At 42.7% G+C, this 22,063-nt stretch carries 21 protein-coding genes; all 21 read right to left on the reverse strand.

What is annotated here, in order from left to right:
• Positions 1 to 1,165: 1,165 nt before the first annotated feature.
• The 21 genes from ACMN7X_RS11525 to cdaA all read right to left on the reverse strand — a co-directional run bounded on the left by ACMN7X_RS11525 (position 1,166) and on the right by cdaA (position 22,062).
• A complete protein-coding gene (locus ACMN7X_RS11525; protein ID WP_418747611.1) occupies positions 1,166 to 2,410 on the reverse strand; it encodes a glycosyltransferase family 4 protein in 1,245 nt (414 codons plus the stop codon).
• Positions 2,407 to 3,759 carry a hypothetical protein gene (locus tag ACMN7X_RS11530; RefSeq protein WP_418747612.1) on the reverse strand — a complete coding sequence of 451 codons (1,353 nt, stop codon included), beginning with the start codon at positions 3,757 to 3,759 and terminating at the stop codon, positions 2,407 to 2,409. The genes ACMN7X_RS11525 and ACMN7X_RS11530 overlap by 4 nt, the downstream gene beginning before the upstream one ends.
• A 14-nt stretch (positions 3,760 to 3,773) precedes the next feature.
• Positions 3,774 to 4,679 carry a hypothetical protein gene (locus tag ACMN7X_RS11535; RefSeq protein WP_418747613.1) on the reverse strand — a complete coding sequence of 302 codons (906 nt, stop codon included), beginning with the start codon at positions 4,677 to 4,679 and terminating at the stop codon, positions 3,774 to 3,776.
• Between the two features lie 13 nt (positions 4,680 to 4,692).
• Positions 4,693 to 5,211 carry a glycosyltransferase gene (locus ACMN7X_RS11540; RefSeq protein WP_418747614.1) on the reverse strand — a complete coding sequence of 173 codons (519 nt, stop codon included), beginning with the start codon at positions 5,209 to 5,211 and terminating at the stop codon, positions 4,693 to 4,695.
• Positions 5,212 to 5,226: 15 nt separating this feature from the next.
• Positions 5,227 to 5,493 carry a hypothetical protein gene (locus ACMN7X_RS11545; protein WP_418747615.1) on the reverse strand — a complete coding sequence of 89 codons (267 nt, stop codon included), beginning with the start codon at positions 5,491 to 5,493 and terminating at the stop codon, positions 5,227 to 5,229.
• A 248-nt stretch (positions 5,494 to 5,741) separates the two neighbouring features.
• Entirely contained in the window at positions 5,742 to 6,419 is a 678-nt protein-coding gene (locus ACMN7X_RS11550) for a glycosyltransferase (protein WP_418747616.1), read from the reverse strand.
• A 12-nt stretch (positions 6,420 to 6,431) separates the two neighbouring features.
• Positions 6,432 to 7,220 (reverse strand): WecB/TagA/CpsF family glycosyltransferase, encoded by a 789-nt coding sequence (locus tag ACMN7X_RS11555; protein ID WP_418747617.1) that lies wholly within the window; start codon positions 7,218 to 7,220, stop codon positions 6,432 to 6,434.
• A 16-nt stretch (positions 7,221 to 7,236) separates the two neighbouring features.
• The gene (locus ACMN7X_RS11560) at positions 7,237 to 8,487 is read right to left on the reverse strand and encodes a nucleotide sugar dehydrogenase (protein ID WP_418747618.1); all 1,251 of its coding nucleotides are present in this window, start codon (positions 8,485 to 8,487) and stop codon (positions 7,237 to 7,239) included.
• Positions 8,488 to 8,637: 150 nt separating this feature from the next.
• A complete protein-coding gene (locus ACMN7X_RS11565) occupies positions 8,638 to 10,089 on the reverse strand; it encodes a sugar transferase (RefSeq protein WP_418747619.1) in 1,452 nt (483 codons plus the stop codon).
• Between the two features lie 92 nt (positions 10,090 to 10,181).
• Positions 10,182 to 10,778 carry a hypothetical protein gene (locus ACMN7X_RS11570; RefSeq protein ID WP_418747620.1) on the reverse strand — a complete coding sequence of 199 codons (597 nt, stop codon included), beginning with the start codon at positions 10,776 to 10,778 and terminating at the stop codon, positions 10,182 to 10,184.
• 66 nt (positions 10,779 to 10,844) lie between these two features.
• A complete protein-coding gene (locus ACMN7X_RS11575; RefSeq protein WP_418747621.1) occupies positions 10,845 to 11,852 on the reverse strand; it encodes an LCP family protein in 1,008 nt (335 codons plus the stop codon).
• Complete coding sequence (srtB, locus tag ACMN7X_RS11580) at positions 11,842 to 12,615, reverse strand: class B sortase (RefSeq protein WP_418747622.1); 774 nt, start codon at positions 12,613 to 12,615, stop codon at positions 11,842 to 11,844. Before srtB ends, ACMN7X_RS11575 begins: the two co-directional genes overlap by 11 nt.
• The gene (locus ACMN7X_RS11585) at positions 12,616 to 13,344 is read right to left on the reverse strand and encodes a YveK family protein (protein WP_418747623.1); all 729 of its coding nucleotides are present in this window, start codon (positions 13,342 to 13,344) and stop codon (positions 12,616 to 12,618) included.
• A gap of 14 nt (positions 13,345 to 13,358) precedes the next feature.
• The gene (locus ACMN7X_RS11590; protein ID WP_418747624.1) at positions 13,359 to 14,066 is read right to left on the reverse strand and encodes a CpsD/CapB family tyrosine-protein kinase; all 708 of its coding nucleotides are present in this window, start codon (positions 14,064 to 14,066) and stop codon (positions 13,359 to 13,361) included.
• A gap of 18 nt (positions 14,067 to 14,084) precedes the next feature.
• The gene (locus ACMN7X_RS11595; protein ID WP_418747625.1) at positions 14,085 to 14,819 is read right to left on the reverse strand and encodes a CpsB/CapC family capsule biosynthesis tyrosine phosphatase; all 735 of its coding nucleotides are present in this window, start codon (positions 14,817 to 14,819) and stop codon (positions 14,085 to 14,087) included.
• Between the two features lie 203 nt (positions 14,820 to 15,022).
• Entirely contained in the window at positions 15,023 to 17,185 is a 2,163-nt protein-coding gene (locus ACMN7X_RS11600; RefSeq protein WP_418747626.1) for an SH3 domain-containing protein, read from the reverse strand.
• Between the two features lie 103 nt (positions 17,186 to 17,288).
• Entirely contained in the window at positions 17,289 to 17,819 is a 531-nt protein-coding gene (locus tag ACMN7X_RS11605) for a GNAT family N-acetyltransferase (RefSeq protein ID WP_418747627.1), read from the reverse strand.
• Between the two features lie 3 nt (positions 17,820 to 17,822).
• On the reverse strand, positions 17,823 to 19,499 hold the full coding sequence (leuA, locus tag ACMN7X_RS11610; RefSeq protein ID WP_418747628.1) for a 2-isopropylmalate synthase: 1,677 nt from the start codon (positions 19,497 to 19,499) through the stop codon (positions 17,823 to 17,825).
• Between the two features lie 114 nt (positions 19,500 to 19,613).
• The gene (locus ACMN7X_RS11615; protein ID WP_418747629.1) at positions 19,614 to 19,877 is read right to left on the reverse strand and encodes an HPr family phosphocarrier protein; all 264 of its coding nucleotides are present in this window, start codon (positions 19,875 to 19,877) and stop codon (positions 19,614 to 19,616) included.
• A 96-nt stretch (positions 19,878 to 19,973) separates the two neighbouring features.
• Positions 19,974 to 21,203, reverse strand: a complete 1,230-nt coding sequence (locus ACMN7X_RS11620; protein ID WP_418747630.1) for a YbbR-like domain-containing protein — start codon at positions 21,201 to 21,203, stop codon at positions 19,974 to 19,976.
• A complete protein-coding gene (cdaA, locus tag ACMN7X_RS11625; protein ID WP_418747631.1) occupies positions 21,181 to 22,062 on the reverse strand; it encodes a diadenylate cyclase CdaA in 882 nt (293 codons plus the stop codon). The genes ACMN7X_RS11620 and cdaA overlap by 23 nt, the downstream gene beginning before the upstream one ends.
• Position 22,063 lies beyond the last annotated feature (1 nt).

Below are 22,063 nucleotides of genomic sequence, written 5' to 3' on the forward strand. Positions count from 1 at the left end.
CTCCTCTACTTCTTTACTATGTAATCAAACGTTAAAGTTTTCCAACTTTCCCAAATTTATGTCCATATATACACTGAGATACAACTTTTCTCTTTGGATTCTTCCCCATTTCATGTTTAGGTTTTTAATTATATACCATTTTCGCTAACCCATCACAAAACGAGGCGACTAAATGGATATACTCATATGAATACACCTTAAAAATACACTTGCTATCTGTTAGAACTTTTTGGCCCTCAACATCAATACGCAGTAGTAGTCCAGCACTAATAACTTCCAGAAGCGCTAAACCGTCTGAATCACGTAACATACATTTCAAAAGAATCTTTGTATCCAACAGTTCTCCACAGCCCTTTTTCAGTTCAGATTTCAGGTTCCCATTCCTCCCAAATAAAGTTCTACATTATCATACTTATCAAGGAAAATTTTGAATACAGCAATTTTGATATCAAAACCTTTCAATCCGATTATCTTCCAGTCATAAATCCTTCGTCAGTACCCAACAACTGCATCACAGTAATCTTATTCTGATATTTTAAAAAAGCATTTCCGTATTTCTTCAGTAATGACAATAATCGAATTTGCCTTCTTCACGTCACTTCTGGGTAAGGTGAAAATCCAGTCAAGCTGACTTATATGTTACAAACGGCTTCATAAATCTGGCTTTTAAAATCTATTTTCCTTTCTTTTATTGTGGGCATCCGTTCGCCCCGCCAAGATTTTCCCTCACAAGAGTGATAGCCAATTTATACATATATGTTGGCTGTGTATAAACCCCAACTATTACATGGTATATTACATCAAAACGGACTTTAAGGTTCAATTTTTCTGTGATTTCTGTAGCTTTCCTGTGCCACAACATGTAAAATAGTTTCACAACTCGATGTCCTCTTTCCAGAATATGTGTGTTTGTTCAATCCGACATATACAAAATGTATATTATATAGATTTCCATTGACGGTAACTCTCCATCTATCAAGCAGACATTATGGACTCGCATAATTACCCACACCTCATGCCTTTTGCGTTCTCTATCACCACCTCCAGCCAAGTAAGGGTTCTGAACCCGAATTGGGTTCACACGCATACTGATACCAATTCTTTTCTCTCGATACTCATTATAAATTACGCTATCAAACTATAGGGAGTCCGCAATATTACTCTGCTATACCCCCACGTCAGTCACGGAAGTTCTTGATACAGTGTTATATATTTCATTCAATAACTCCATTTTCTTTTCCATCAATAACCTACTCCTTAAAAAATTAATTTGTGTAATCGAAATTGATTCTCTATAAGCAGGATTTTCTATAATCTCACCTAAACAATCCGCAATTTTTTCAATACATCCTTCATAACTACACGGTGCTATCTTACCTTCAGAATTGCAAGTCAACAGCACCTCCGGACCACCCGTCGCAATTGCAATACACGGTAGCCCGACAGACATTGCTTCCATCATTGTCATACACCCTGAATCTCGAAGTGTAGTATTTAAAAAAACATCATACTCACTGTAAAACTCAAATATCCGGTCATGAGGAACTGGAGGCTCAAAAAAAACTTGCTTTCCCAGATACGCACCAGCGATTTTCTTAAGTTCCTCCTTTTTATTCCCTTCACCCAAAATATGCAACTCTGCATTTGGAAATTGATCTGCAATACACAAGAACGCCTTTAGCCCAATGTCAAATGCTTTCCAATATATCAGGCGTCCAGCCATAATGATCCGGACTTTATCGCTATTTTTCTTAGTCGTTGCAAAATCCGGTATTGTCTCAAGTCCTATAGCAGGAACTATCTGGGTTTTGCACTGATACTTCTGGGGAATTTTCCCCTTTGTTTCATCTGTCGCAACAAGAATATATTTTGCGGTTTTCATTGTCTTTCTTATGGAAGGCATCATTAAAGCCATCTGCTGCGACATCTTCCTTACAGCTTCCGTCATTTTTTCCTTCACAGACATCTCAATTTTGATTCCAGGAGGAATATTCTCACCACCGGAAACCGGTCCCCAAATCAAAGGTATATTCAACTTGTACATATATGTTACCTGTGTATACGAGACAAACGTAACATGCTGAACCAAATCGAACTGTATTCTCTCGTTCCATTTTGATGCTACTTTTGCTGCTTTCTGCTGCCATAGAGTGTAATAAAGTCTAATTCCCCGATTTCCCTTTTTCCAAAATGTGAGTGCTTTTGGTAATCCCACATAAATGAAATTCATATTTTCATTCTGAAATTCCGGCTTACTCTTCAAATAAGCCTCTATCACAGGCCTGTTATTATCTCTTGTAACAACCCACACTTGATGATACTGGGCGAGTTCTACAGCCCACCCCCAGCCAACTCCTGGTTCAGAACCTTTATTGGGCTCACATGCATAAGCACTAAGTAAGATTTTCATAGTACTCCCCCAATGTTTCTTAAGCAATATTTCTTAGCACAAGAGCTTAATATTTCTTCAGATACATCTAGCACTACCTTATCCACAGGCAGATTTACATCTATCACCTTCGGGTTATTGAAGCGGGTCTGATTGCTCATCAACTTATCAATCTGCTCTTGTATTTCTTCCACAGTTATCTCTTTTTTACGCTCATAGAGGACGTGCGCATCTCCTATTAACAAGAATGTTACATCCGGCTTTGGAATAAGATGTCCAAAAAAAACCAACACCTCATCGCTGATAGATAGCCGATACCTGATTTTATCCATGTAATAATCGTAATAATATCGATCAAAAATAACCAAATGCCCTTTTGCTATCTGCCATCGGACCTTACAGCAATACCCTAGTATATAGTCCATATTAAAAAACATGAACTTTATCAAAGACTTGACCTTACCATATGGCTTTTTAGCATGAGGCTCCGTTACCACAATCGCCTGCCCATCTTCTGAACGGTTTTCTTTCTTTATAAATCCTGGTCTCCAATGATAATAGTCCTGCATGTCTTCTGGAAAAGAATTTCTTAGTACAGACGGAAGTTCATTAATGATTGTGCTCTTCCCGCTACCATCTGTACCTTCAAAAGCAACCATAATTCCAGCTTTGCTGACTGCCCTCTTAACAAGATACTTTTTCTGACCAATTCGATTCTTTTTCGAGTGTTTTTTCAGATCACCAACAAGCTTACTTCTATTTTCCTCCAGCTCAAGCCATTTTTCTTTTCTTACGGCTTCTATGACATACTCTGCTATAGAGACTGACAAAAACTTTCGAAGTAGAGTACGGACAGCCTCATCGTTATTATCAAATGTCTCCTTGATATATTTCTTATATTTCGTCTTAATATATCCATTGTGCAACAAACGAATAAAAAGTTTTGTGACCGCCTCCACAGCCGGATCTGCTCGATGATAGATGTTTGACTCATCAATCCCATGAATGAGAATAGCATTGTCAATCATCACATAGCCATTCCAAGTGAAGGTCGGGAAAATATCAAAATGAACAATCTGGATTGTATCAGCCCCCTTTGCATCACTTACGACTTTAAAGAGGTGGTAGCATTTGATATTATATTTATCCTTTGCATCTCCCGTCTTAATATGCAACTTCCAACCCGTTTTCTGTGCCACAGACAAAAGTATTTTCTCTACTATCTGTAAGCAGCCATCCTCCACTGTCATATCTATATCGTGGGCATCACCCTGTTCAACTTCATCAGCATTTCTAAGGATGCAATATTTTATATTCTGTTGTTCCAGCTCTTTGTAAAAGGATTCTACAAAAAGAATATCTGCTCTCATAGCTACCCCTTTGTTTAATATTTCAATTCCTTAATCGTTTCCTTGTATTCAGCAATAATAACATCTCTCTCAACCTTAAAATCTGGAATGTACCTCTGTATTTTCTTAATGCCAGATTCATAAGCATACAATAAGCTCCTGCCATTCAATGCGATCTCTATGGTCATTACATAATGCATCAGGTCATATCCAATCGACCTGAACCCGGTATGTTCCCAATCAAATAACGTATATCTACCATTTCGCTTTTTCAAATTCCACGGTGTGAAATCTCCGTGGGATCTTTCATAAACAACTCCTTTTATTTCTTTCTTTTCAGTCGAAAGTTCCTTATATATTTTGATGATGTCATCTGTAAGAACAGGCTCCACCTTCTCTCCATGAAACTCCTTTGTTATCTGGATATTGAACGAATTTATTTCACTCATCATACTACTACCCAATAACACGGGCAAGTCAAAATTCTGATAAAGCCTGCCCTCACTTAAGAAATGAATTTCTGTTTCCATCTCGGGCGCCGTTATCTGATTACCGATTTTTACAAAAACCGCCTCGCCACTCTTATTAAAGCACTGTAAGACTAGTTTCTGTTTCTCGTCATAAGTGCCAACAATCACATTCCATGAAGCTGTCCTGGTAGTTTCTTTCTGTCGCTCAATTTCCGGATGCAATCTTGCTTCGGCAAAGTACCCCAGCTTTCCAACCTCAAGCACACCAAATGGCAGGAAATTTATCATCTTCATCAGTAATCCAAGTTTCCTTGAATATGTAGCTATATTTCCGCTGAGTCTCCTCTTCCCTCCGTGTAAATCAATCAGGTAGCGTATCTTATTGCCATTGCATAGGGCGAAATGGGTAGCCGCCTTTTTGGAACTCTTTTTTACATCAATTGCCTGCTGCAGTATTCCTGAACCTGTCAAAATAATCTCTCCTCTACACAACTAGGCCGTATATATGCTTAAGCGTGGCATAGTTAGCTTCTTCGCTATACTTTTGTTCGTAGTGCTTCTTAATTTTTCCACCATTTATAGGAAATGCCATGCACTTTTTTAGAGAATCAATTAAACTCTCTGCTGAATCAGCCTTAAACTTATAGCCTGTAACTCCCTCTTGCACAACATCTCCTGCATTTCCCATATCAGAAGTAATAACCGATGTCCCCACCGAAAATGCCTCCAATATTATCATCGGGAAACCTTCATACCACTGTGTCGGCAATATAATGGCTTCGCTATTTGCAATCAATTCTTTAGCTCTCGAATTAGGAACAAATCCAAACATAGTCACTGTAGACAAATGATTTTTATCGACATATTCCTTACACCAATCCTCCAGCGGACCTGTGCCACATACTTTCAGTTCCGGTGCGTCATCACCCATCAGCTTCCAAGCCTGAAATAAGAGTTTTATTCCTTTTATTTCATCCAATCTGCCAACATATATAAATCCCATCTCTTGTCTCCTTATTTATCCATTAGTAATAGTGTCATATATCCTCTTTAGAACAGAATAGTTTCTCTCCAGCATAAACTCAACCTCATATTTCCTGTAAGTGTTTTCTTCCATTGCTTCCATACTCATGCTCCCAAATCTAAGTAATGCGTTTTTCAACGCTTCTGCCGAGTTATAATCAAAACACAATTCCGCTATTTCCTCATCTACCAAGGCTCCAATATTTCCGATATTGCCCGCAATGACTGGTCTGTGTGATGTATATGATTCTGCTACGGTCATGCCAAATGTCTCATACTATTGAGATAGAACAATTACTGCCTTTGCTTTCATCAAATCATCTAATAGTTCTATTTTGTTCAGAAGCCCAGTAAAGTGTATATTTTGAGCAACCTTACCTTTGTATTCATCTAACTGCAATCCTGTTCCTGCAACTACAAGTTCTATCTCTGGCATCCCTACGAAAAGTATCAAGCAGGATATCCAGTCCTTTGATTTTTTCTACTCTTCCGATGAAAAGCTAATATTCTCTATACTCTCCTCCGAATATTGAGAGCAGTATCGAATGTAAAATTGGGTTTAATGAAAACCCTATCCGAATCAATCACTTTCTTTTTCCCTGAACTATTTAATTGAAGTAGCTTCTTCTTATTGAACTCAGTCAAACAGATGTAATTTATTTTCCCGTATATTCCGGTTAAACGATGAAATTTAGTACTAATTACGCAAGCCAAAGTCTGCAATTTACTGCCCCTATAGCAACTGTGTTTTACCGCGCACATCAAACCATGTTGAACACAATCTTCACAAATATGGCCATCTCGATAAAATGTGGCTCCTGGGCAGAGCATACGGAAGTTATGAATAGTCTGTACAACAGGAACCTTGCACTTCAAAGCCGCGTAATATACCGATGGGCTAATCAGGTTCAGTGTATTGTGAACATGGACAATGTCTACCCCCTGTTCCTGGACAATCTTTTTTATCTCCCTATATGTTCTTGGATTGAACACCGTAGTTATTGGTAGGAGCAACTTTTGCAGTTTACTCATTTCCTTTAACTCAGAATTATTTCTGCTGTATAGAATTACCCTGTGGCCATGTTTCTCCAGCATTCTCTTCTCATTTGCCACAACAATATCTTCTCCGCCAGGAATCTGGTAATAGTTATGTACAATCAAAATTTTTTGTTTTTCCGTTTTATCCACAGCTACTACCTCTTATTTTCCTTTCATCATTACATTCCATATAAACTTAAAATTCGTATGCCAGTATCTGCTAAACAATCTCCTCGGATCTTGCATCAACCGATATGCCCATTCCAAATTGTGATTCTGCAGCCACTCCGGAGCCCGATTAATGATTCCTGCATGAAAGTCAAATCCAGCACCGACACCTACCATAAATCCATTTACTTTTCCCTGATGAGCAGCCATCCAGTTTTCTTGCTTCGGTGCCCCAAGTCCTATCCATACAAAATCTGGAACAGTCTCATTAATGCGTTTTATAACAGCCCTGTCCTCTCCTTCCGTCAGTGGACGAAACGGTGGACTGTACATTCCGGCAACTTCGATGCCTGGGTAATTTTTCTGCAAGGCATTATATAACTTTTTCAGACACTCTTCAGTCCCTCCGTAGAAATAGTGCTTCCAGCCATGCTTCACCGACATCTTGAAAATCTCCCCCATATACGAAGGCCCCGTGGTTCTTTTCATATTTTTATAACCACGTTTTCTCCCCACTGTGGATAATGGACCACCATCTGGAATTGCTATAACTCCACCATTTTGGACCTTGAGATAATCCATATCTTGGCTCGCAGTGATAGTGGTATGTACATTCGAAACACAACCATAGTCCCCTGATAAATCTTTGAGATTTTTCTCTGTAAAATCTAACAACCAAGCCATGTCAATGGCAGCTATCTCGACTCCTAAAATATTGCAGGTGGGTATCTGTGTAGTATCTACTTTTCTCTTAAAATTCTTGTTGTATGGTGCTCTCTCCACTTCGGATACCTCCAAATCAATCACGCTGGAAAATATCCCGCGTATAAACTCTATCTTTTACATCGTCCAAGCAACTATCATATCGGTTAGCAATGATAGAATCCGTCATTGCTTTGAACGTCTCCAAGTTATTGACAATCAAGCTTCCAAAAAACGTAGTGCCATCTTCCAACGTCGGCTCATAAATCACTACTGTCGCGCCCTTCGCCTTAATTCTCTTCATAACACCTTGGATACTAGATTGACGGAAATTATCACTATTACTCTTCATGGTCAGACGATAGACACCAACTGTAGCAGGCCTTTCCTTACTCCTGCTATACTGGTTATCCCCCTCATATCCGTAGTAACCAGCCATTTTCAACACGCGGTCAGCAATGAAGTCTTTACGGGTTCTGTTGCTCTCTACAATTGCAGACATCATATTCTGTGGAACATCAGCATAGTTTGCCAGCAGCTGCTTCGTGTCTTTCGGAAGGCAGTAGCCACCGTAACCGAAACTCGGATTGTTGTAATGAGAACCGATGCGAGGATCAAGACACACACCGTCAATAATCTGTTTTGTGTTCAGTCCCTTCATCTCCGCATAGGTGTCGAGTTCATTAAAATATGACACGCGAAGAGCCAAATAGGTATTGGCAAACAGCTTAACTGCTTCTGCCTCAGTAAAGCCCATAAACAGGGTGTCAATGTTCTCTTTGATTGCACCTTTCTGAAGCAGGCTCGCAAATGTATGAGCCGCTTTCACCAGTCGTTCATCATTCATATCCGTTCCCACAATTATCCGGGATGGATACAAATTATCATATAATGCTTTTGATTCACGCAAAAATTCGGGACTGAAGATAATATTTTTACTACCTGTTTTTTTCCTTATCGAAGCTGTGTATCCAACCGGAATTGTAGACTTAATAACCATAATTGCGTCTGGATTATACTCCATAACTAGCTTGATAACCGCCTCCACAGCACTCGTCTCAAAATGCTGTGTTGCAGAATCGTAATTGGTCGGTGCCGCAATTATAACAAAGTCCGCATTGCTGTACGCTTTCTTTGCGTCCAGCGTTGCGGTTAAATCCAAATCCTTTTCTGCCAAATATTTCTCAATATACTCATCTTGAATTGGGGATTTTCTATTATTAATCTTCTCAACCTTTTCAGGTACAATATCCACAGCAAAAACTTTATGATACTGAGAAAGCAATGTGGCAATAGATAGGCCAACATAGCCAGTACCCGCAACAGCAATCTGAAGTTTCTTTTTCATTCTGTATTCCTCTCTTATCCGAATTCAAACCGTAAGTTTTAAATATTATTATCAGTATAATCCTCTAATCTATAAAAACGCTGTGAATACCAGATATCCATCTGCAATCTCCACAGCGAATTACTTCCAATATTCAGAAACCTATATTTCCTACATCGATCCTTCCCGTTTAAAGACAACGCCCACTGTTTTGAAGAGGATTCTTATATCCAGGCCCATGCTCCACCCGGTAATATACTGGGTGTCCAGCTTGACAACCTCTTCAAAATCCGTGATATTGCTCCGGCCGCTGACCTGCCACATGCCGGTAACCCCCGGTTTGGCGGCCAATCGGGCCCGATGATGGAGATTGTATTTTTCCCATTCATCCACTGTCGGAGGACGGGTGCCCACCAGGCTCATATCTCCCAGAAGTACATTGATAAACTGTGGAAATTCATCCAGACTCCAGTCCCGAATAAAGTTGCCAATGCCTTTTTTGACTGTGCCGTCCGGCAGCCGACGGCTTCCGATAATTCGCGGATCCCAGTCCAGCTTAAACATCATGCCGTCCTGCACCCGGTTCTCAGCCATCAACTCTTTTTTGCGTTCCTCCGCATCCATATACATGCTTCGGAATTTATACATCTTAAATTTCTTGCCGTTTTTGCCAACCCGAATTTGGGTGAAAAATATCGGTCCCGGAGACTTCATATAAATGATCGGTCCTATAATTACGCATAAGATGCCTGTGATCAGGCAGCCAACCAGGCCCCCCAGAATATCCAAGGCCCGCTTCAAAAAGACCTGTCGGATACTGACATAATTGATACTCGTTGTTAAAACCGTATAGTTTCCCAACCGTTCAACAAACTGTTTTTGACCTGTAATACTGGATGTCTTTGCAAGCTTCATATGTACAACAACACCCATCTGGGCAAACTGTTTTATCAGCATCTCGGGGTATGGCTCTGATTTCGGAAGGTTAATAAAAACCTCGTCTACCCATTCCCGGCAGACATAATCAATCACGCTTTCCCTGTTCGCCACAATCGGCACGCCATCGATAACTTTGCCTCTTAAATCCTTATCGACGACTGCAATGCCGGTTAGCTGAAAGCCTTCATAATTGCGATTCCTAAAATTTTTAATCACCTTATCAACCATATTCTCTGAAGTAATAATGATAAGCGAACGTTTTCCGCCGACATTGCGCTTTTTATTCAGATATAATTTCCACAAAATACGAATGACATAAGTTATCACACCATAGATAACGCCCCACATAATCATGGTTGTCCGGGAATACTCCCTGCCGCCCTGTATAGCAAATAAATAGAATATGATCAATAATTCCACAAGGCAGGCATGTTTCACCGTCATGGCAAACTCTTTATAATAACCTCGCTTCAACACGTTTTTAAAGGTTTCGAAGAAGATGATCACTAAAATATCTATAATTGTCATGACAAACGCAATATTTCGATAGATTGGAATCACGTAAGGATTCCACACTCCATGTCGAATGGCATAGGCTATAACAAAGGCTATATGAAGACATATAATATCTAAAATAATAAAATCCAGATGTTTTATCCATCCCTGAGCGCTTTTCCTATACATCTCTTATCCCCAATTTCGTGTTCTCGCGTATTTCTCGAATAAAAAGGACCATATAGGTTTCCATATACAGTCCTTCGGTTTACTTCAATAAATTATGCTCTTTCCTTCTTGCCAAGCGCAATAATCCCGGCAACACAGATGACTGCCCCAAAAGCTGCCATGATTACCAATGGAGACATTCCTGTCTTTGGCGAAGTTGTTCCGACAACCGCGGTTTCATCGAATTCATCCAAAATAAAGGCCACCGGTGATAAACTGCTAAATGTCGCGGTAACAGAGCGGTAGGCTACCGCATTGACTTCTACCTTTTCCCATTCTGTTCCATTATAATGGAGAACAACAACTTTTGTATCTTTATTCACACCGTTAACTTCAAACTCGATCGTCACAGGCATCGGAGTACCCTCAGGTACCAAAACATCCTTCATATCGGCAACCGACATACCTTCAATATAGTCATCGCCGATAATTTCTTTCAGATAATCTGCATCCTCAAGTTTTTCCTTCGCCTCATCATCCGTGACCTCTTCCAGGGTAACCTGAAACTCATCACCGTTAGCATCTTCTGTTTTACCGCTGATGACAATTCCAATTGCTGATGGACTCGGCGCTGCAAAGGCTCCAAGGCTCATGCTCATTGCAAGTACTGCCGCTGCGCAAAAGCCGGCCAGCTGTTTGATTTTTTTCATATCATCTCACTCCTCGCTTATTATTTTATTTATAACTTATCTAAATATATTGTTATTGTAACACACTCAGGTTTGTATGCAAAGTATTTTTACCAATACATCCACCATTTCTTCTTCATCCACAATAAATTCATCATGATTTTCTCCTGCCTGCGTCTCTCCCGGAATCTTTATATATGCATCATTCAGCGTATAAGATGCATATTTTTCCATCTGTTCTGCCGTCAGATCCGTCGCCATATAGGGTTTTCCGACGGAGAACAACGTATCAATGAAGTCGGAGTCCTCCTGGTTCTTTTCTTTCATAATCTGAACCATCGCTTTTAAGAACTGGTTCTGCCGCTCCATACGTCCCTCATTGCTTCCGGTTACGTTGATATCTCTGTAACGGACATATTTTTCTGCCTGACTGCCGGTTAATGTCAGCGTTGCCCCCTGAGTAAAAGCTTCATCGATAAATGTATAATCTTCCGGCACAGTGATCTCCACCCCGCCGAGAACATCATTGATCACTGAAATTCCATCAATATTCAGCGCCATATAGCCGTGGATCGGAATGTCTTTCAAAAGATTCGCCACCGCTTTTTTCATCAGCCAGCAGCTCCTCTTTTCTCCATCCCCGTAAGCATACTGTAAAGCCAGCTGAGCTTCCTGAGTTTCCACAAACTTGCCCGACATATCATAGATGTCTATATCTGTCATGGATTCTCTGGATATGTTCAGCATTGTGGCCGTTTTATCTTTTGTATTTAAAGACAGAAGAATAATACAGTCCGCCTGACCGCCGCGGCCGGCATATTCCTGGGCCTGCATCTCTTCATGTTTATCAATGCCCAAAAAGAGGATGTTGCGAATGTCTGTATTATAAACATATTCTTTGCCCCGCCATGAGATCTTTTTGCCGGACAATGTCATCCCTTCATTCTGCTGGGGTGTATCACTCTCAGAATTTTCTGCATTATTCCGAGTGACCGTCGGAACATTTCTTGCCTTTAGAAAGGAGAAAAAAGCGACGGCAATCACCCCAATCGCAATAACTGCAGCAAAGATCATAAATATTTTTTTATTCTTCATTGATTAAAACCGCCTCTACCAAAAATCGATTGGATGGCTGGCCGGCAATGCACGTACTCAATGTAATTATCCGGTCATCTGCCGAAACTTCCGAATCAGTATTGCCAATGGAAGTCAAATAAGCTTCTCTGTCTTTTTTATCCGAAAAGTCAAAGCTTCCCATAATATGCCTGTCATCATAAGTCACCGCCATAAATATCCGATAAGTAAATTTTTGCTCCGGCGTATATATAAACAGGGTTCCATGAGCCTTTAAATATTCGGCATCGGCAAACTTATATAAGCCTCCGAACATAGAACCGTCCTCCATGTCATGACCGTATATAAGTGTATTATAATCCTGAAAATCCCTGGAATTAATTCCTTCGCTATAAATCGACCCCGGATACCCGGAAATTCCCTCGATGGTATGATTGAGATAATAGGAATTGTCCGATGCACTCTGAACAATCGGATAGTTCACCTCCGTTCCCGGAATTTCAATCCAGGCATATATTTCCGGATTTATCTGCTGTAATTCCGAAAAATCCACAGGGATTTCCGGTTTTTTCCGGCTCTCTGCGGATTTTGTCGAGTTTTCAATAGATTCTGCCAAAGTATCAACGGATCCGCCTAAGCTCTCCGTTTCCGGTTGACTCTGCAGATTCTCATAAATCTTCTTATTTTCCTGAAGCCGAGAATAATAATATGCAAGAAAACCGATACATAATCCGGCGCCCAAAATACAAAGTATGTACAATATTTTTCTTAAACTGTTTTTCATTTAGGCTGCCTTCTTTCCACCCTTTTTCTTTTTGGATGGTTTTTCTCCCTTATTTAATGGAATAGATGCCAGTGTATTTAATTCCAGATATTTCATAACATCTTCTTCTGTTTTAATGCGGTCATCCATCAAATAGCCGATCATAATAATGGCCATCACCAAAAAGGCTCCGACCAATCCAGCCAGCAAAGTATTCTTTTTCACATTCGGACTCACCGGATATTCCGGAATCACCGCATTTTCCACGGTGCTCGGTTTATCCGTCACCATAACTTCGGCAATCTGTTCCGCGGTAGCGTCGGCCATGGCATTAGATATATCGCAGGCAAGCTTCGGATCCGGATTTTGGGCAAAAATTTTCAAAATCGAGGAATCCGCCGGATTTGTCACCCGGATGCTTTGAACCAGTGTTTCATAATTCGTATCCAGGTCCAATTCGTCAATAACTTTCTCCACTACCGGCCGGCTTGTCGCTAAAATTTCGAAGTCAACGGTGAGCTGTTTGCTCAGCTGTAAATCCAGCGAGGAAGAAATGCTCGTCGTTTTCGACAAAATATAAATCATCGAGGTTGCTTCATACTGAGGTGTAACCAAAACTTTTGTATATCCAAAGGCTGCTGCCGCAAAAACGATCGCCGAAATTAAAATCAGCCACCATCGCTTAAGCATCAAATGAAAGACTTCCACCAGATCAATTTCCATGTCATCATCTCTGTTATCCTGATACATATGCTTCCCCCTTCCTACTCTTCAAGATATTTTTCTGCGTTTTCTCCGTAATATTTACCATAGTACTTGCCATAATAACGGCCATATCCATTTTGTTTTGAATCAACTTTATTTAAAATAACACCAAGTACCGGACAATCTGCGAGCTTCAGCTGTTCAACCACTTTTTTGGCAAAACGCCGGCTGATTTCATTTGCCCCGATGATCAAAATTGAACCGTCGCACTCATTGGCGACCACAGCCCCGTCAATAACGCTTCCCAGAGGCGGCGTATCGACAATAATATAATCATATACTGTCTTTAATTTTTCTATGGCAAGCTTAAAATTATTTGTTCCCAAAAGTTCCGTTGGATTTGGCGGAACCGGTCCGGCAAAAATCATATGCAGATTATGCACACTTGTCGAATAAACGATGTCCGCAAAAGAACTCTGCCCTGACAGATAATGACTCAGCCCCTTTACCGTCTGGCTGACCTGACATCTTGAGATAATCACTGATTTTCTCAGATCCGCATCGATAAACAATACTCTTTTTCCCGATTCAGACAAAGATTTTGCCAGGTGGAGGCTGATTTCAGACTTTCCTTCGGACGGTGTGCAGCTTGTAATAACAATACTGCGAATATCTTTGCCGCAAAACTGTAGATTTGTCCGAAGCGTCTTATAAGCCTCATCAGTTCGCCGATCCAAAGCCGGTATTTTGATTTGTATACTCTGCATAATTTTTTCTTCCCCTTATTAATCTATAAATGTATCTGAAATAACTTTTTCCGGATTGTCAACACCCAAATGGAGTGCATAACTTTTTCCGTAACGCCTGGCTATATGGTTCATTGCATTCATAAGCACCGGAGTCCGTCTTTTTGTGTCATGCCCGTCGCTGGCCACAAAATGCACCAGCTCCCGCTTTAAAAGTTTCCTGGTACAGCTCCGGCACTGCCAGCCGTTTCTGCCGGTGACACTCCGGGCATTCACCTGGATATATATTCCCATATGTACCAGTTCTTCCACATGCTCAATATGTGACGCCAACTTCCGACATCGTTCTGCATGGGCAAGAATCGGCCAATATCCTGCCATCTGCACCGATTGAAGTCCCTGCCGGATACGGCTGTAATCATCTTCCGGCTGAAACTCAACCAGGACATAATGACTTCCCGCCATGGTAAAAGCTCTTCCCTGCTCTATCTGATTTTCAAGTCCATGATTATAGGTCAGCTCCTGCCCGAGAAACAGCTCCATATCCGGATAATTATCGGCAGTCCAGCGGAGCAGCTCGCGAAACCTCGCAGTAATAATCCCTCCGGAAGCTTTTGCCCGGCTTGTCCCATAATGGGGCGTAGCTATAATCCTTCGAGTATCTCCGGCATGTGCCAGACGAATCATCTCCTGAGCAATCTCCATACTCTGAGCGCCATCATCCACGGACGGAATAATATGACAGTGAATGTCTGTAAAACCTTGAATACTCATTCTTAAAACCTCGTTTTAAATATAACTTATCTTTAACCCATACATGATATATTCTACATGCTTTAAGATTTTTGTCAAAGCCTTTTTCCGATTATGCAGCATTTGACAGTATTTTTTTCAGTACATAACTGTTATCTATCATAGTCATAAAAGAAGAACCTCCTGAATCCTCAAGAAGTTCTCTTTCTTTTCTATCTTTTATTCTACTGAATCGAAACAAACTCAGCCATCATATAGCCGCTTGTTCCGGCAAATGCTACTTTGTACCAGATAATGCCGCTGGCATCCCGCTCAGCCCCTTCAATAAGAACGGACACGCCGGATTTCAGGGTCGTCATAACCTCCTGGTCAGAGCCTGCGCCCACCCGGATATTAACGAGCGCGGCGTTGATAACGCCTTCTTTGCCCTCAATGCCTTCCATCGGATAGTTTCCGGTGCCGCTGCTTCCGGTGTTGCCGCCGTCGGTATTGCCGCCGCCAACAGTGATGTAATCGGAGTGCATGTAGCCGGAACCGCCGTTGTACTCAATCTTATACCAGGTTGCTCCGCTGCTGTCCTTGCCCTCGCCGACAATCGTTACTGCTGTTCCGGAGGAAAGGTTGCCCACAATACTGTTTCCGGTTCCCGCTGCGCTGCGGACATTCACGGAGTTTGCATTGACCGTGCCGGATTTCTTTTCGTAACCGCCGGTGCTGCCGCCCGGATTATTGCCGCCGGTGCTGCCGCCATTAATTGTAACATAATCGGAAATCATATATCCCGAACCGCCCGCATAATTTATCTTATACCAGGTCGATCCGCTGCCGTCTTTTTCTTCGCCGACAATCGTTACCGCCGCTCCGCTGTTCAGGCTTGTAACACGGCTGTGGTTTGTTCCGGCCCCTGTACGGACATTGACATAGTCGCCATTGACTGTGCCTGTGCGCGGCTCAGTTGTCGTGCCGCCGGTGCTGCCTCCAGGATTATTATTATCATCGCTGATGGTGACATAATCGGAATGCATGAAGCCTTCGCCGCCATCAAATTTAATCTTATACCAGGTTGCTCCGCTGCCATCCTTATCCTCGCCGATCACAGTGATGGATGTATTCAAAGCCAGCGTTGCCACAACGCCGTTATTTGTTCCGGCGCCATTGCGGACATTAACGGAACTTGCATTGACCTTCGCCGCCTTTTCCGGATAGGTTGTCGGAGGATCCGTGTTCTCCTGTTCCATTGTGACATAATCGGAATGCATAAAGCCCGTTGTATTGTTAATCTTAATCTTATACCATTTAGCGCCTGCGCTGTCATTTTCCTCGCCGATCACGGTAATCTCCTGATTTTGAGAGGCCACCGTAACTACGGAATAGTTTGTTCCCGCTCCGCTGCGGACATTGACATAGCTGGCATTGACCTTCGCCGTTTTTTCCGGATATTCTGACGGCGTATTGATACTGCCGCCGGTAATATCAATATAAGCGCCAAAGACATAACCCGTCAGCCCGTTGATGGCAACTCGATACCAGAGATTGCCCGAACTGTCATTGCCCTTACCGGTAATAGTCACCGATTCGTTATTCTGCAGAGTGATCCGGTTTCCCGAGCTGTCCGTCAGATATCCCTTATCTGTACCCACGCCATTCCGTACATTCAAATAGGAAGCGCCGACATTGACTTTTCCTGTGGCATTATAGTTTTCCAGCACCGGATTATTGCTTGACGGCACATCAATGATACCGCTGCCGCCGCCGTTTCCTGAGAACACGGCAATACGGGTGACGCCGGCGTCCGAATAATTCCCGAACAATTTTGTATAGGAATAAGCCGGGTCAAAAATATTGACATTGCCGCTATCGTCAACAGAATTAATGGCAACCCAATGAGCGCCGTAACCAACCGATGCAACCAGGTAATATCCATTATCCAGATAGCTCTTAATCTGTGCCACTTTATCATAGCGGCTTCCCGAAAGCGCCACACTCCAGTTGGCCAGTTTAAAACCGTCAACCGCGCCATTGACCTTGCCCCAATAGAGCTCGCCATTCGATGTGAAACCTCCGTTATTACTTAAATATGTACATAATTTTCCCGGGTCAACCCCATTCTCATCGGCACAGCCGGAATGTACCATCAATGTGGCAATCGCTGTAACCAGACATCCGGATTCCGACATCGTGTCCGGGCTGGAACCTAAAAGCTGGCTCGCCCAGCGGCTGTCATACTGTTTCCATGTGCGGTATTCACCGGTAGCCGCCTGAAGATTCGCCCGTTCTCCCAATGCTTCTATGGAAGCATCCGGCCCACTATATTCACTGGCAAAAGCCCCTATCGGCGTTACTGCCAATGACAATGAAGTTAAAAAAAGGATAAGCTTCTTATTCATAACATGTCCCTTCCAATAATCATAATTATAAAATATCTTCTATATTCTAACATACTTCGCACAAAATTTGAAGTGTTTTTGTAATATTTTATTAACTTTTTATTCACAAGTCGTAAATATATAAAAGAACATTCGGCTCTGCCTCCAGTTTCCGCGGCGATAAATGGAAACCTATCTCTTCTGCAAAGCGGCGGGATGCGGTATTTTCCCTGTCAATCCGAAGAATCACTCTCGGCGCTTCCAGTTCCTCTCCGGCATAGCTCAGAATCGCCCGCACCGCTTCTCTTCCATATCCCATTCTCTGATATTTTCCTGAAATCATATAGCCCAACTCGTAATCGCCCTGTTCCCCGATGAATTCCACCTGAAGACCGCACCGGCCGATCAGGCGTCCGCTTTCTTTCAGGCAGACTGCCCATAATCCAAAGCCATAGAAACCATATATATAATGAATATAGCTTTTCAGCTTTTCCAGTTCTTCCTCTCGATTTTCTGACAACGGCTCCAGGAATCTCGTATCACTTTCTTCATATAAAGAATACAGCCCCGCCAGATCCTCCGGGACAAATTCCCGAAGGATCAGACGAGGCGTTTCAATCATCACATTTTCCATAGAACTTTTCCTGTATTCCAAAACCTATGCTTCCGGATAGAACAGACGGTTCAGCGCACTGAAAATAGCCCGGAAAGAAGAACGGTTAATATTAGAACTGATACCTACGCCATAAGCGGCAGCCCCTGTATCGGAATTCACCAGCTGAATATAGCTGGCCGCCTGGGAGTCGGAACCCAAAGTCAGCGCATGCTCGTGATACATCGTCAGCTTCGTGCGGAAACCGGACTGCTGGCAGAGACCATGCTTCACCGCATCAATCGGTCCATTGCCAAAGCCTTCGATAATCTTCTCTTCGCCGTGATCCGTATAAGTGAGGATAACTTTTGTATCGTATTCACCCTGATCATCGCTGATATCTTCGATTCTCGCTTTACGGAAATGCAGCGGCTCTTTGGCATCGATATACATATTCCGGAAGGTATCCATGATCTGTTCCGGCGATACTTCGCCCTGAACCTCAGACATGGCCTGAATTCTATCCGCCAGTTCTTTATGCATCTCTTTCGGAAGCTTAAATCCATAATACTGTTCCAGAACAAAGGCTACGCCGCCCTTGCCGGACTGACTGTTGATCCGTACCAGCGGTTCATATTCGCGGCCCACATCGGATGGGTCGATCGGCAGATACGGCACCTCCCAAAACTTTGAGTTTCTCTCATGGAGTGCCTGCATGCCTTTACTGATGGCATCCTGATGAGAACCGGAAAAGGCGGTAAATACCAGTTTCCCGGCATATGGATGTCTCGGCGGAATACCCATCTTTGTGCAGCGCTCCGTTACCTCGATAATTTCATTGACATTTTCAATATTCAATTCCGGGTCGATTCCCTGAGAAAACATATTGTAGGCAACATTTAAAATATCCACATTGCCGGTACGCTCACCATTGCCGAATAATGTTCCTTCAACACGTTCCGCTCCGGCCAGCAAAGCCAGTTCCGTTGCCGCCACGCCGCAGCCTCTGTCATTGTGCGGATGGATACTTAAGATAATTTTGTCCCTCTCTGTAAAATGGGTGCTCATCCATTCAATCTGATCCGCATAGACATTCGGCGTATTCATTTCCACCGTTGCAGGGAGGTTAAAGATAATCGGCCGTTCAACGGTCGGCTGCCATACTTCCTTGACCGCTTCGCATACTTCCAGGGCAAAATCCATCTCTGTCCCGGTGAAGCTCTCCGGAGAATATTCCAGCCAGAGATTTCCATCAAAGTTCTTCGCACCCTCTTTAACCATCTTTGTTCCATCAATGGCAATCTGCTTAATCTCTTCTCTGCTCATATGGAATACCACATCTCTCTGAAGGGTGGATGTAGAATTATAAATATGGAAGACAACGTTTTTAATACCCTTGATTGCTTCAAAGGACTTGTCGATCAAATGCTGACGGCACTGGCACAAAATCTGCACGCGCACATCATCCGGGATCATTTTACGATCCACCAGTGTTCGAAGGAAATCATATTCCAGCTGGGAAGCAGACGGAAAACCGATCTCAATCTCTTTAAAACCTAATTTGACAAGCATATTGAAAAATTCCAGTTTTTCTTCAACGATCATCGGCTCGATCAGCGCCTGATTGCCGTCTCTTAAATCCACACTGCACCAGATTGGCGCTTTCTGAATTTCCTTATTCGGCCACTGCCGTTCCTTATAATCCAATACAGGTACTCTCTTATATCTCTGATAATTTAACATTTTTCTTCCTCCTACTAATTAAATAATAAATACAGGGTACACCTTAATTCTTAAAAAAAAGAGTATCGCAGAAGCAATACCCTTTAAACACACTTAGACATATAAATGATCAAACTATTCGCCCAGGCCGGTTTCGATGACTCCTCGCATAGCTTCCAAAGCCAACTCCTCATCCTCGCCGTCGCAGCATAGTTCAATGACATCTCCACATTTAACACAGGCACCGAGAACACTTAGCACGCTTTTCGCATTTGCTATGCTTCCCTTTGCCCCAAATGTAATCTGTGATTTAAATCTCATCGCTTCTTTGCAGAAAATTCCGGCTGGTCGTAGGTGTAGCCCTGAAGGATTTGTGATCTTAATTTTATCGCATATCATAATGTTCTCTCTCCCCGTCTTATTGCCCAGTCTTTCGTTTAAAAATCGGAACAAATAAAATGTTACCACTTTTTAGGCAGGATGGCAACTGTTTTTTTACTTAGAATCTATTTTAATTTTTACCGGAACTTCGGATGCCAGCGAAACCTGCTGGTTTGCCGTCATAGCCAGATTCACGGTATGTATCCCGGGCTCAAGGCCCGTCACATCCAGACTGAATTCCATTTTGGAACGGTCCAGCGTCTCAAATGTTGTATCCATACCATACAATGTATACGGAATGGAAGAATCTCCAATGACAGAATACGTATATTCATCGGATTTTCCAACCAGCTCTATGGAATCGAAATTAATACTTGCTCCTAAACGGCTGTACTCCGACACCTTAACGGCCAGTTTGGCTGTCTTATCCGTCTCCGGATGAACAAGCACGGCCCCCAGGCCCTTTACGATCTCCTCCAGATCCATCTCGGCTTCCACATTTTCAGAAATATCTTCTGCCACATAATCCTCCAGAGTAATTTCATTGATCATATCCAGAACATCCTGGCTGCCCGCAATTTCCACCTCCGCCGGAGAATAGTCCGAAGATTCAATGCCGTAGCCTTCCGCCGGACTTACATTAATATTCCATTTCACCGGGACTGTTTTTGTGTCAAGCAGAGTGACATTCACCTTTAAGCTGTCCTCGCTGAAGGTGATATCTGTACTGTCAATCTTGTTTCCATTGGAATCATAAAGTACCGGCTCCACAACAAAGGAACAGTCATTCGAAATTCCCGATACATTGACGATCGCATAAACACTGGAAATCCGATCGATGGTCGTCTTCGCCCCTTCGATACGAATGATATTCGGTTCCACACTGACGCTTCCCAAAGCTTTGCCGGTAATCACCGTTCCCTCGGCCTTGGTTGCCACCATCTTATCCACACTGGATAAATCTTCAATGCTGACCCGCATCATCGTATTGGCGCCCTTCTCGATCGTCACCTGATTCGAATTCCGAAGCACCGTGATCTCAATCGGTACAGCGCCGGTAAATGATAAATTGGCAAAATCGGCCACCGCCTCAAAATCCTTTGCCGTCATATCCTTTAACACAGACTGACGGGCGCGGACAGTGATCGTTACCGTATTGCCCTCAATGACTTCATAGGTTTTATCGTTTTCACGAATTAATTCTTCATTGATTTTCGTTACCGGGAGCTCCAGCGGCTTCGTCTGCTCCGGGTCCTCCATTGTAATAACAACAAGCCAGAAGACAAACGCCAACATTAAAGATATTATTTTCATGCCCAGATTATTCGTTAGCTTTTTTCTCATTTTTGATGATTCTCCTCCATCGGCTGCGTTTTGGCGCATCCTGATTCTTCATCAGAGTGCTGAGCTGCTCACGAAGCTCCTCCTGGCTCAGGCCCCGGAAAAGCATTCCGTCATGAGCAATGGAAATCATTCCTGTTTCTTCAGATACAATCAATGTAATACTGTCAGATACTTCGCTGATTCCCACCCCGGCACGGTGACGGGTTCCAAGCTCCTTGCTGAGAAGCATGTTATCTGACAGCGGCAGATAGCATGTCGCCGCCACAATGCGATTATCGCGCACAAACACAGCGCCGTCGTGCAGCGGCGTATTATGTTCAAATATATTAATTAACAACTGGCTGCTCACAAGAGAATCCAGAAAAATACCGGTACGCTCATATTCGCTGAGCTGAACATCCTGCTCAATGACAATCAGGGCGCCGGTACGGGCTTTGGACATCTCCATGCAGGCCTTGATAATCTCTGTTTTCGTCTTTTCAGCCGTCTTTGCCTCCTGCTCATTTGCCGCGGCATTGCCGCTGAAATTCAAAAACGATGCCAAAATATTCTTCCGTCCAAGCTGTTCGAGAGCACGCCGAAGCTCCGGCTGAAATAATACAAATATGGAAATAATGGCCACACTGATTAAATTCTGGAACAGCCAAAGAATCGTATCCATCTGAAAAACATAGGCAAACAGCACAAAAGCAAAAATGACAAAAATTCCTTTAAGCAATGTCCAGGCCCGTGTATCCCGGATCCAGATCAATATATAATAGATCAACACACTGATGATCAGAATTTCCAGTACATTGTTCCACCGTATAGCCGGTATAAATGACACCATACGGCTGATCCAATTTGTTATCGCTCCCATG

Origin of the sequence: Frisingicoccus sp., assembly GCF_048388605.1 — a bacterium.
Taxonomy (GTDB): Bacteria; Bacillota; Clostridia; order Lachnospirales; family Lachnospiraceae; genus Frisingicoccus.

Bases quoted from the DNA above. Each gene is read 5' to 3' on its own strand.
- ACMN7X_RS11525 (WP_418747611.1), bottom strand. From the start codon at position 2,410: ATGAAAATCTTACTTAGTGCTTATGCATGTGAGCCCAATAAAGGTTCT.
- ACMN7X_RS11530 (WP_418747612.1), bottom strand. From the start codon at position 3,759: ATGAGAGCAGATATTCTTTTTGTAGAATCCTTTTACAAAGAGCTGGAA.
- ACMN7X_RS11540 (WP_418747614.1), bottom strand. From the start codon at position 5,211: ATGGGATTTATATATGTTGGCAGATTGGATGAAATAAAAGGAATAAAA.
- ACMN7X_RS11545 (WP_418747615.1), bottom strand. From the start codon at position 5,493: ATGACCGTAGCAGAATCATATACATCACACAGACCAGTCATTGCGGGC.
- ACMN7X_RS11560 (WP_418747618.1), bottom strand. From the start codon at position 8,487: ATGAAAAAGAAACTTCAGATTGCTGTTGCGGGTACTGGCTATGTTGGC.
- ACMN7X_RS11565 (WP_418747619.1), bottom strand. From the start codon at position 10,089: ATGTATAGGAAAAGCGCTCAGGGATGGATAAAACATCTGGATTTTATT.
- ACMN7X_RS11570 (WP_418747620.1), bottom strand. From the start codon at position 10,778: ATGAAAAAAATCAAACAGCTGGCCGGCTTTTGCGCAGCGGCAGTACTT.
- ACMN7X_RS11575 (WP_418747621.1), bottom strand. From the start codon at position 11,852: ATGAAGAATAAAAAAATATTTATGATCTTTGCTGCAGTTATTGCGATT.
- srtB (WP_418747622.1), bottom strand. From the start codon at position 12,615: ATGAAAAACAGTTTAAGAAAAATATTGTACATACTTTGTATTTTGGGC.
- ACMN7X_RS11585 (WP_418747623.1), bottom strand. From the start codon at position 13,344: ATGTATCAGGATAACAGAGATGATGACATGGAAATTGATCTGGTGGAA.
- ACMN7X_RS11590 (WP_418747624.1), bottom strand. From the start codon at position 14,066: ATGCAGAGTATACAAATCAAAATACCGGCTTTGGATCGGCGAACTGAT.
- ACMN7X_RS11595 (WP_418747625.1), bottom strand. From the start codon at position 14,819: ATGAGTATTCAAGGTTTTACAGACATTCACTGTCATATTATTCCGTCC.
- ACMN7X_RS11600 (WP_418747626.1), bottom strand. From the start codon at position 17,185: ATGAATAAGAAGCTTATCCTTTTTTTAACTTCATTGTCATTGGCAGTA.
- leuA (WP_418747628.1), bottom strand. From the start codon at position 19,499: ATGTTAAATTATCAGAGATATAAGAGAGTACCTGTATTGGATTATAAG.
- ACMN7X_RS11615 (WP_418747629.1), bottom strand. From the start codon at position 19,877: ATGATATGCGATAAAATTAAGATCACAAATCCTTCAGGGCTACACCTA.
- ACMN7X_RS11620 (WP_418747630.1), bottom strand. From the start codon at position 21,203: ATGAGAAAAAAGCTAACGAATAATCTGGGCATGAAAATAATATCTTTA.
- cdaA (WP_418747631.1), bottom strand. From the start codon at position 22,062: ATGGGAGCGATAACAAATTGGATCAGCCGTATGGTGTCATTTATACCG.